At 66.5% G+C, this 10,043-nt stretch carries 11 protein-coding genes; 3 read left to right on the top strand and 8 right to left on the bottom strand.

Annotation, left to right across the window (positions count from 1 at the left end):
* The 7 genes from ACGLHR_RS48575 to ACGLHR_RS48545 all read right to left on the bottom strand — a co-directional run.
* Positions 1 to 1,356 (bottom strand): hypothetical protein (locus tag ACGLHR_RS48575; RefSeq protein WP_400102888.1); only part of this gene is annotated, 1,356 nt, incomplete at its 3' end.
* A gap of 6 nt (positions 1,357 to 1,362) precedes the next feature.
* Positions 1,363 to 1,539 (bottom strand): hypothetical protein, encoded by a 177-nt coding sequence (locus ACGLHR_RS48570; RefSeq protein WP_400102886.1) that lies wholly within the window; start codon positions 1,537 to 1,539, stop codon positions 1,363 to 1,365.
* Positions 1,540 to 1,700: 161 nt separating this feature from the next.
* Complete coding sequence (locus ACGLHR_RS48565) at positions 1,701 to 2,873, bottom strand: ABC transporter substrate-binding protein (protein WP_400102884.1); 1,173 nt, start codon at positions 2,871 to 2,873, stop codon at positions 1,701 to 1,703.
* A 268-nt stretch (positions 2,874 to 3,141) separates the two neighbouring features.
* Positions 3,142 to 3,849 (bottom strand): ABC transporter ATP-binding protein, encoded by a 708-nt coding sequence (locus ACGLHR_RS48560; protein WP_318237523.1) that lies wholly within the window; start codon positions 3,847 to 3,849, stop codon positions 3,142 to 3,144.
* Positions 3,836 to 4,600, bottom strand: coding sequence for an ABC transporter ATP-binding protein (locus ACGLHR_RS48555; RefSeq protein ID WP_400102882.1), 765 nt, complete (start codon positions 4,598 to 4,600; stop codon positions 3,836 to 3,838). The genes ACGLHR_RS48560 and ACGLHR_RS48555 overlap by 14 nt, the downstream gene beginning before the upstream one ends.
* Entirely contained in the window at positions 4,593 to 5,648 is a 1,056-nt protein-coding gene (locus tag ACGLHR_RS48550; protein WP_400102880.1) for a branched-chain amino acid ABC transporter permease, read from the bottom strand. Before ACGLHR_RS48550 ends, ACGLHR_RS48555 begins: the two co-directional genes overlap by 8 nt.
* 10 nt (positions 5,649 to 5,658) lie before the next feature.
* Positions 5,659 to 6,522, bottom strand: coding sequence for a branched-chain amino acid ABC transporter permease (locus ACGLHR_RS48545; RefSeq protein WP_318237520.1), 864 nt, complete (start codon positions 6,520 to 6,522; stop codon positions 5,659 to 5,661).
* Positions 6,523 to 6,959: 437 nt separating this feature from the next.
* On the opposite strand from ACGLHR_RS48545, the gene ACGLHR_RS48540 reads away from it, so the two are divergent.
* The 3 genes from ACGLHR_RS48540 to ACGLHR_RS48530 all read left to right on the top strand — a co-directional run bounded on the left by ACGLHR_RS48540 (position 6,960) and on the right by ACGLHR_RS48530 (position 9,849).
* Entirely contained in the window at positions 6,960 to 7,832 is an 873-nt protein-coding gene (locus ACGLHR_RS48540; RefSeq protein WP_400102877.1) for an IclR family transcriptional regulator, read from the top strand.
* Between the two features lie 93 nt (positions 7,833 to 7,925).
* Positions 7,926 to 8,738 carry an SDR family oxidoreductase gene (locus ACGLHR_RS48535; RefSeq protein WP_400102875.1) on the top strand — a complete coding sequence of 271 codons (813 nt, stop codon included), beginning with the start codon at positions 7,926 to 7,928 and terminating at the stop codon, positions 8,736 to 8,738.
* 136 nt (positions 8,739 to 8,874) lie between these two features.
* The gene (locus ACGLHR_RS48530) at positions 8,875 to 9,849 is read left to right on the top strand and encodes a Bug family tripartite tricarboxylate transporter substrate binding protein (protein WP_400102873.1); all 975 of its coding nucleotides are present in this window, start codon (positions 8,875 to 8,877) and stop codon (positions 9,847 to 9,849) included.
* Between the two features lie 11 nt (positions 9,850 to 9,860).
* Here ACGLHR_RS48530 and ACGLHR_RS48525 read toward each other — a convergent pair.
* Positions 9,861 to 10,043 (bottom strand): hypothetical protein (locus tag ACGLHR_RS48525; protein ID WP_400102871.1); only part of this gene is annotated, 183 nt, incomplete at its 5' end.

The following is a 10,043-nucleotide window of genomic DNA, read 5'->3' as shown; positions in this document are numbered from 1 at the left end:
GCCATCGCGGCCCGCGCTCCGGGCCGCCCGGCCAGCGATGAACTGGCCCAGCGTTTCGCCCGCGCTGGCGGCACCGTGCCCGGCGTCGGGCCGGCATGGCGTGGCGGCGGCAACGCCCCAGGCGGGAACCAGGCGGCTCCCGCGCCGGTCCGGCTGAGCCAGGCGGCGCCGGAATTTCATGGCCGCAATGGAACGGGCCAGATGCGCGGGGGGCCGGTGACACCGGGGGCTCCTGGCGGCGGAAATCCAGCCTTCGGTCCGCAACGTGCCGAAGGCGGAGTTCGCGCGCCCACGCCGCAAGGATTGGTTGGCGCCGAACACGGCGGCCAGGTGCCCGTACCGGGCGGCGATCCGCGTACGCGCGGCTGGACCACGCGTCCGGACCAGGCGCGCGGCATGCCGCCGCAAAACGGCCAGCCGGCCGCGCAACTCCAGCAGGCCCAGCAGGCCCAGCAGGCCCAGCAGGCTCAACAAGCGCAGCAGGCCCAGCAGTTCCAGCAACGCCAGGCCGAGCAGCGGGCCGCGGCGCAGCAGAACGGCCGGACACTGCAGACCGACCCGCAAGCCATGGCCCGCCAGCAGCAGGAGCGGCAGATGGGGGACCAGCAGCGGGCCCAGCAGGCGCTGCAACAGCAGCAGGACATGCAGCGCCAGCAGCAGCAAAGACAGACGGGAGACCAGCAGCGCGCCCAGCAGGCGCTGCAACAGCAGCAGGATATGCAGCGCCAGCAGCAGCAACGGCAGGCGCAAGACCAGCAGCGGGCCCAGCAGGCGCTGCAACAGCAGCAGGACATGCAGCGCCAGCAGCAGCAAAGGCAGATGGGAGACCAGCAGCGGGCCCAGCAGGCGCTGCAACTGCAGCAGGACATGCAGCGCCAGCAGCAGCAAAGGCAGATGGGAGACCAGCAGCGCGCCCAGCAGCCCCAGCAACAGCAGCAGGACATGCAGCGCCAGCAGCAGCAAAGGCAGATGGCGGACCAGCAGCGGGCCCAGCAGGCGCTGCAACAGCAGCAGGAATTGCAGCGCCAGCAGCAGCAAAGGCAGGCTGGGGACCAGCAGCGGGCCCAGCAGGCTATGCAACAGCAGCAGGACATGCAGCGCCAGCAGCAGCAACGGCAGGCGCAAGACCAGCAGCGTGCCCAGCAGGCGGTGCAACAGCAGCAGGACATGCAGCGCCAGCAGCAACAACGGCAGGCGCAGGAGCAGCAGCGTGCCCAGCAGGCGATGCAACAGCAGCAGGACATGCAGCGCCAGCAGCAACGGCAGATGCAGGAACAGCAGCGCCAGCAGCAGGCAATACAGCAGCAAGCCATGCAGCGCCAGCAACAGGAGCAGCAACGCCAGCAACAGCAGCAACAGCAGTTACAGGAGCAGCAGCGCCAGCAACAGGTCATGCAGCGCCAGCAGCAAGACCAGCAGCGCCAGCAGCAGGAGCAGCAACGCCAGCAGCAGGACCAGCAGCGCCAGCAGCAGGAACAGCAGCGCCAGCAGCAGGAACAGCAGCGCCGGCAGCAGGAGTTGCAGCGCCAGCAACAGCACGCTGCGCAGCCGCAGTCAGCGCAGCATGTGGCTATGCAGCAACAACCGCATGCCCAGGGGCAGGCAGGCCACCCGCAAGAGCACGGGCATGAGGTTCACTGAGCAGGCTTAGGCAGCCGGCGCCTGGTCCGGGCGTCGGCTGCGTGGCAGGCCTCGCTGGCTTACTTCGCCAGTTCCGACAAGCGCACCGGCGCGATCTTGCCGCTCTGCACCCAGCCCACCACGGTGTCGGCAACGGTGCCGCCCTTGGCGTCGATGCTTTCGATCTCGTTGGGGTTGGCATCCTTGGCCAGCGTCTTCACCGCCTCCGGCATCCTGGCCCGGATCGCGGCCACGTCGCTGGTGGTGCCGGCCAGCTTCATGGCGCCGGCCAGCGCATAGACCATGGTGTAGTTGAGCGACATCTCGGTGGTGGCGTCACGCCCGTCATGCAGCTTCTTGTATTTGCTGTTGTAGGTCTGCGCGGCCGGGCGGGCATCGTTGGCCAGCGGCATCACGCCGATGGCGCCTTCCAGCATGGCCAGGCCGTTGGTGACCTTGGCCATTTCGTCGAGCTTGGCCTGGTCCATCACGATGAAGCCACCCTTGAAGCCCAGCTCGCGCGCCTGCTTGACCACCAGCGCGGTCGGCTCGGACGGGCCGCCGACAAACATCACGTCGGGCTTGTCGGCCAGCACGCGCGACACGCCGCTGTAGAAGTCGGTGGCCTTGGTGTAGGACATCGGGTTGTTGGCCACCACCTTGCCGCCCGCGCCTTCCCAGGCCGGCACGAACGCTTGCACCCAGGCCTTGGCGTAGTCGTGGTCGGCCGGGGCCAGCGCCACGTTCTTGCCGTAGCGCTTCATCTGCGCCTTGATGAAGGGCTCGATATAGCCGGTGTAGGACGGCGGGATGCGGATGGTCAGCTTGTTGCCGGTGTCGGTGATGCGCGGCACGCTGGAGTAGGCCATCACCAGGAATTTCTCCTGCTCGTTGAACGCCTGCAGGGCAAAGATGCCGCCCGAATGCGGCACGAACACGGCGGGCGTCTTGTACTGCTGCACCAGGCGGCGTGCATTGATGGCGGCCTCGGCGGGCGCGTACTTGTCGTCCAGCGACACCACTTCCAGCTTGACCTTCTTGCCCTTGACCTCAAGGCCCGAGGCATTGATTTCGTCCACGGCCATCTGGATGCCGGACAGCACGTTCTTGCCGTACAGCGCGGCGCCGCCCGACAGCGGGCCGGTATAGCCCAGCTTGACGACTTCCTGCGCAAAGGCCGTGCCCGATGCCATCAGCGCGGCCATGGCGGTGGCGGCGAGGGGGAACAAGCGGCGGATCATCTTGGTGTGCATCTGGCTGTCTCCTGTTGTGTTTGCACTGCGTTCGTTCGGTTTGCTGGTCCTGGTCCTTCTCCCCTCTCCCGCGCAGCGGATGATGGGTTGGGGGAGAGGGCGGGCGCTGGTTACGCCTTCGTGCTGGAAAAACCAAAGGCTCCGCTTCATGTGGTTCCTAGCTAAGCCACCCCTCTCCCCAACCCTCTCCCCCTGAGGGGAGAGGGAGTAACTGCCGTCGTCATTTCAAGCGGCTTTGGCGCATTTTGTCGGCTTCGGCCGATGCTTCCTACCCCCCGATATAAGCCTTCCGAATCCCTTCGTCCTTGAGCAGCGTGTCGCGATCGCCTTGCATCACGATGCGGCCGCTCTCGATCACATACGCGCGGTGGGCGATGCCCAGCGCCGCGTAGGCGTTCTGCTCGGCCAGCAGCACGGTGGTGCCGGCGCGGTTGATGCGCTGGATCACCTCGAACATCTGCTTGACCACCAGCGGCGCCAGGCCCAGCGACGGCTCGTCGAGCAGCAGCGTGCGCGGGCGGCCCATCAGCGCGCGGCCGAGCGCCACCATCTGCTGCTGGCCGCCGGACAGCGAGCCGGCCGGATCGTCCTTCTTCTGCCGCAGGATCGGGAACATCTCGAACACGTCTTCCAGCGAGCGCTTGATGCCGGCGGCGTCGCGGCGGTGCACGTAGGCGCCCAGCGTCAGGTTCTTCTGCACGCTCATGGCGGGAAACAGCTTGCGCCCTTCGGGGCAATGCACCAGCCCCGCCTGCACGATCTGCGAGGGCTTCATGCCGGCCAGCTCGCGCCCGTCAAAGCGCATGCTGCCGCCGCTCGTGCGGTGGATGCCGCTGAGCGCCATGAAGATCGAGCTCTTGCCGGCGCCGTTGGCGCCCAGCAGCACCACCAGCTCGCCGGCCGCGGCGTTGAGCGTGATGTTGTCGAGCGCGCGGAAGCTGCCGTACGAAAGCGAAACGCGTTCAAGCTGCAACATGGTCGGCTCCCAGATAGGCTTCGATGACCTGCGGGTCGCGCTGGATCTGCGCGGGCGACCCCTCGGCGATCTTCTCGCCGTAGTTGAGCACCATGATCTTGTCGGCCAGCCGCATGATCATGTCCATCTTGTGTTCGATCAGGCAGACCGTCTTGCCGTGGCGGACCATCTTGCGGATCAGTTCGGCCAGGCCCACGGTCTCCTCGGGGTTCACGCCGCCGGCGGGTTCGTCAAGCAATAGCAGTTCGGCATCGGTAGCCAGCGCCAGCGCAAACGCCACGCGCTTGCGCTCCTCCTGCGTGACGTCCGCCGCCACTTCATGCGCCAGGTGCGTGAGGCCCACGAAGTCGAGCGCCTCTTCGGCCTTGGCGCGGCACAGCCGTTCTTCCTCGCGCAGCCGGCGCGTGTTGAAGATCACGTCGGCCAGCCCCGATTGCGTGCGCATCCGGTGGCCCACGATCAGGTTGTCCAGCACGGTGGCGCGGTCGAACAAGTGGGTGGCCTGGAAGGTGCGGGCCACGCCCAGCCGGGCGATCTGGTCGGCGCGCAGGCCGGCCACGTCTTGCCCCTTGAGCAGGATCTGCCCGGAGCTGGGCGCATGGGTGCCGGCGATCAGGTTGAAGAAAGTGGTCTTGCCCGCGCCGTTGGGGCCGATGATGGCGTTGATATGGCCTGTCTCGAAGGTGATCGAGACATCGTGCACGGCGGTCAGGCCGCCGAATTTCTTGGTCAGGTTGCGAATCTCAAGCATGGTCGGCCCCTGCGTTGGCGCTGTTGGCGGCGGTGGCATTCGGGTTGGCGACGACGGGCGCGCCGGCCTGCTGCGCGCGGCTCCTGCCACCGCGGCGTGCCGCGGCGGCGCGGCGCGCCTGGCGCTTGGCCCACGAGCCCACGATGCCGTCCGGCACGAAGATGATCAGCAGCACCAGCACCGGCCCGAACACCAGCATGCGGTAATCCTGCAGGAACTGCAGTGTCTGCGTGACCCACGGCACCAGCACCGCGCCCAGCAGCGGTCCCAGCAGCGTGCCCGTGCCGCCCACCAGCATCGCCATCACCATCTCGAAGGTCAGGTCGGTGCGCGCAATGTCCGGGCCGAGAAAGCGCACCTGGCCCGCGTACAGCGCGCCGGCAAAGCCGGCATAGCCCACCGACAGCACGAACGACAGCACCTTGGTGCGCATCAGGTTGATGCCCAGCGCCTCCGCCAGCGCGTCGCTGTTGCGCACGGCCATGAAGCTGCGGCCCAGCAGCGAGGTGACGATACGGTGCATCAGGAAGGTGCCTGCCACCAGGAAGAACAGCACCAGGTAGTACTGTGCCTGCACGTTGTCGAACGCGAGCGGCCCCACCGAGGCCGGCACCGGGATGCCGATCAGGCCCACGGTGCCGTGCGTCAGGCTTTCCCACTTTTCGATCAGCAGGTAGATGATGTAGCCGATGCACAGCGTGAAGATGGAGAAATAATGGCCCTTGAGCCGCAGCGACACCACGCCGACGAAGTAGCCCACCACCATGCACACCACGCCGGACAGCACGAACGCGACCCAGAACGGCACCTGGTGGTCCACCGTGAGAATGCCCAGCGTATAGGCGCCGATGGCCATGAAGCCGCCATGCGCCAGGTTGAGCTGGCCGGTGTAGCCCGTGATCAGGTTCAGCCCCAGCGTGGCGATGGCGTAGATGAAGGCCAGCGTCATCACCGTCAGGTAGTAGCTGTTGGGCGTGACCAGCGGGAACGCGATGGCTAGCGCCAGCAACAGGGCCCAGCCGGTCTTGCCTTGCAGTGTCTTCGTCATGGTGCGCTCCTTATGCGGTCTTGCCGGCAAACAGGCCTTGGGGCCGGATCGACAGGATCAGCACCAGCAGCACGAAGGCGATGATGTCCTTGTAGTCCGTCGAGACGTAGAAGCCGCCGAAGCTCTCGGCCATGCCGATGATCAGCCCGCCCACGATGGCGCCGGGGATGCTGCCCATGCCGCCGAGGATGATGATGACGAAGGCCTTGGTGATGACCAGGTTGCCCATGCTCGGGTAGACCAGGTTGATCGGCGCGTAGAGCGTGGCGGCAATGGCGGCGAGCGCGCCGGAGATGGCGAACACCAGCAGCGTGACACGCGTGGCGTCGATGCCCACCAGCGCCGCGCCCTCGCGGTTCTGCGCCATCGCCACGATGGTGGAGCCGGTCACGGTGCGCGTGAGGAACAGGTGCAGCAGCACCATCAGCCCGAAGGCCGCGGCGATGATCAGCAGCCGTTGCGCCGGCGCGGTCAGGCCCATCACTTCCACCATCTGGCCATACGGGGTGGGCATGCGATGGAAATCCGCGCCCCACATCGCCTGCGCGCCGGCTTCGAGGAACAGCATGATGCCGATGGCGGCAATCATGTCGTGCAGCTCCGGCGCGTTGCGCAGCGGATGGAACACAAGCCGGTCGGCCAGCATCGACAGCGCAGCCACTGCGACGGCGGCAGCGCCCATGGCCAGCCAGTAGTTCACGCCCAGCGACGTCATCATGTAGTACGAGACGTAGGCGCCAGCCATGTAGAAGGCGCCATGCGCGAAATTGGGTACGTGCAGGATGCCGTAGACCAGCGTCAGGCCCAGCGCAACCAGGCTGTATACGCCGCCCAGCGTCAGGCCGTTCAGGACTTGTTGAAGAAACAATGTCACGGGCTTACCTCATGCGACTTTTTCGAATCACGAACGAAGGCACGCAAGCCGCGTTGCGGGCTGCGTGGAATTGGCGGCGCCGCGCAAAAAAATGCGGGGCCACTCGGTCAGGCGGCGTGAGGATCAGCCGCTGGGCGGTGCGGCCTGGTGAATGGCGTGATGCATGCTTGGTCTCCTGTGCGATGCGGAAATGGCCTGCCGTGCAGGCCCCGGGTGCGGTGTCGTCGTGTACCGTGAAGCGCCACGCATGTCTGCGTAGGTATGTTCCAGCACGATCGTTCGTTTTCATTGACTGTTGCATACGGCCTGAGGCACAGTCAAGAAATACGGAATAGTCTTCCGCACAGCGAAATAGCCGGCTTACCTCTGGTCCGCAGCCTCCGATTGTGGCCTCAGGTCTGCTTTCCGCACCCAGTAGCCAAGCGTTATCGCCACGTATGAAGCGCACCTCGTCGATCCCGCTTTCGCCTGCCTCCGCGCATGCCGCAGCCGTGCGCGCCGCCGATGCGCCGCACGATGGCGGGGAACCAGACACCGACCGCGACGACCGCAATTTCGTCACCGCGCTAGCGCGCGGGCTGGACCTGCTGCGCGCCTTCGGCCCGCATGACGATTACCTTGGCAATGCCGAACTGGCGCGGCGCGCCGGCATCCCGCGCCCCACCGTTTCACGCCTGACCTACACGCTCACCAGCCTGGGCTACCTGATCTATTCCGCGTCGCTGGAGAAGTACCGGCTCGGCCAGGGCGCGATGGTGCTCGGCCAGCGCTACCTTGCCGGCTCGGGCATCCGCGAGATCGCGCAGCCGCTGATGCAATCGCTGGCGTTCGCCACCGATTGCACGGTGGCGCTCGCCACATCGGACCGTCATGAGATGGTGTATCTGGAAGTCTGCCAGCCGCGCGGCGCGCTGGTGATGCGGCTGGCGCCGGGCTCGCGCCTGCCCACCGCCACCTCCGCCATGGGGCGGGCGTGGCTGGCCGGGCTGGAGCCGGAGCGGCGCGCCGCCGTGCTGGCGGACTTGGAGCGCCACTACGGCGCGCGCTGGCCCGCGATCCGCATCAAGCTCGAGCGCGCGCTGCGCGACTACGCCAAGCGCGGCTTCTGCCTGGCGCATGCGGAGTGGGACCGCACGGTGAGCGGCGCGGCCGCGCCCGTGGTGCTCGAAGGCGGCGCGGAGGTGCTGGCCATCAACATCGGCGGCGCGGCCGCGCGGTTGACACCGGAAATCCTCGACGGCAACCTCGGCCCGCGCATCCGCGAGCTGGCCGAAGTGCTGCAGCGCCGCCTGTGGCAGGGGCGCGGATAGCACGTCGCCATCGCCCCCGCGTATCGCATTCTCACGGCCTCAGGGCCATACATCTAGCTGGCAATACAGACATAGCAAACAAAGGAGACAAAGATGGAGATTCGCAACAAGACCGTGGTGGTGACCGGCGCGGCCACCGGTATCGGACGCGCGCTCGCGCTGGCATTCGCAGCCGGCGGCGCGCGCGGCGTGGCCGTGGCCGACCTGGACGGCAAGGGCGCGCAAGCGGTAGCCGCGGAAGTGGCCAAGGCCAGCCCGGACTGCCAGGTGTTCGCGCAGCAAACCGACGTGGCCGATGCCGCCGCGGTGCAGGCACTGGCCGATGAAGCCACGCAGCGCTTCGGCCAGATCGATGTGTTCTGCTCGAACGCCGGCATCATCCTGCGCAAGGGCCTGGACGCCAGCGCAGAGGAATGGCAGCGCATCTGGGAGATCAATGTCATGGCCCACATCCACGCCTCGCGCGCGGTGCTGCCGCAGATGCTGGCGCGTGGCGATGGTTATTTCGTCAATACCGTATCGGCCGCCGGGCTGCTGTCGCAGATCGGCTCGGCGCCTTACGCCGTGACCAAGCACGCCGCCATCGGCTTTGCCGAGTGGCTGTCGATCACCTACGGAGACCGCGGCATCAAGGTCAGCTGCATCTGCCCGCAGGGTGTACAGACGCGCATGCTGTTCGGGGAGGACGGCGAGCGCAAGGGCTTCCTGCAGGCCGGCTCGGTCACGCCCGAGCACGTGGCGCAGGTCACGCTGGAAGGCGTGAAGGATGAGCGCTTCCTGATCCTGCCGCATCCGGAAGTGCTCGAGTATTACCAGCGCAAGGGACAAGATTACGATCGCTGGCTAAAGGGAATGCGCCGGCTGCACGATAAAGTCATGGCGGAGTTCGGCGGCACGGTGGTTTAAGCGTGGCGTGAGCCCCGCGCGACAGTCAGTTGAGTCACCGCTGCCGGCGGACAGGCGCAAAGCCTTGCCCCTTTCCGCCGGCAGCGTGCAAGACCAGTTCGACATCAAAATAAAGCCGATAATCGGGAGACATACCATGCGTTGCAATCCTTTCGCAGCAGCCGTCCTGGCCGCCTGCGCCGCCTTTGCCGTGCCCTCGGCCCAGGCCGACACCTATCCCTCCAAGCCGATCCGGATGGTCGTAGGCTTTCCCAGCGGCGGCGCGCCCGACATCCTGGCGCGCATCTTCTCCGAAAAAATCTCGCCCTCGTGGGGCCAGCCCGTGGTGGTGGACAACAAGCCCGGCGCGGGCGGCAACATCGGCGCCGAGGCCGTCGCGCATGCCGCGCCGGATGGCTACACGCTGGCGCTTGGCACGGTCGGCACGCACTCCATCAATGGCTCGCTATACAGCAAGATGCCGTACGACATGGTCAAGGATTTCACCCCGGTGATCCTGGTCGCGTCCACGCCCAACGTGCTGGTGGTCAACCCCTCGGTGCCGGCCAAGAACGTGGCGGAACTGATCGCGCTGGCCAAGGCCAAGCCGGGCAGCCTGACCTTTGGCACGCCCGGTGTCGGCACCTCGCCCCACGTGGCGGGCGAGATGTTCAATGCGCTGGCCGGGGTCAAGCTCACGCACGTGCCGTACAAAGGCCGCGCCATGGCCATTCCCGATCTGCTCGGCGGCCATATCAGCATGATGTTCGACAACCTGCCGTCGGCAATGCCGGTGATCAAGGAGGGCAAGGTGCGGGCGCTGGGCGTGACCAGCGCGAAGCGCTCGCCGTCGGCACCGGATATTCCTACGCTGGCGGAGCAAGGGCTGCCTGGGTTCGATGCAGACTCGTGGTTCGCCATCTTCGCGCCGGCGAACACGCCCAAGGATGTGATTGCGAAGCTGAATACGGAGCTCAACCGGATTTACCAGCTTCCTGATGTGCAGGCCAAGTTGAAGACGTTGGGGCTGGATCCCATCCTTGGTACGCCGGAGAAGCTGGCTGGTTATCAGAGGGCTGAGATTGCCAAGTGGGCGAAGGTGGTGAGGGATTCGGGGGCCAAGGCGGAGTGAGTGGTTTGGGGTCACTTGGCTGGTTGCGTGGGGGGATTGGTGTTTGTTTGGGCGGCGTCGCTGTTTGTTTCAATGGCGTTGGCTCTTGCATCCAAAAGAAGCGGCGATGGCGTTTGGACCCAAAAGCCATACGACATCCCCCTGCGGGGGCTGCCGGTCACTCTTCTTTGCGCGGCAAAGAAGACTAACGAGAA

This window comes from Cupriavidus sp. CuC1 (assembly GCF_044627735.1).
Taxonomy (GTDB): Bacteria; Pseudomonadota; Gammaproteobacteria; order Burkholderiales; family Burkholderiaceae; genus Cupriavidus; species Cupriavidus ulmosensis.
The sequence above is the reverse complement of the archived record's forward strand: the minus strand, read 5'-3'. Positions and strand labels throughout refer to the sequence as shown.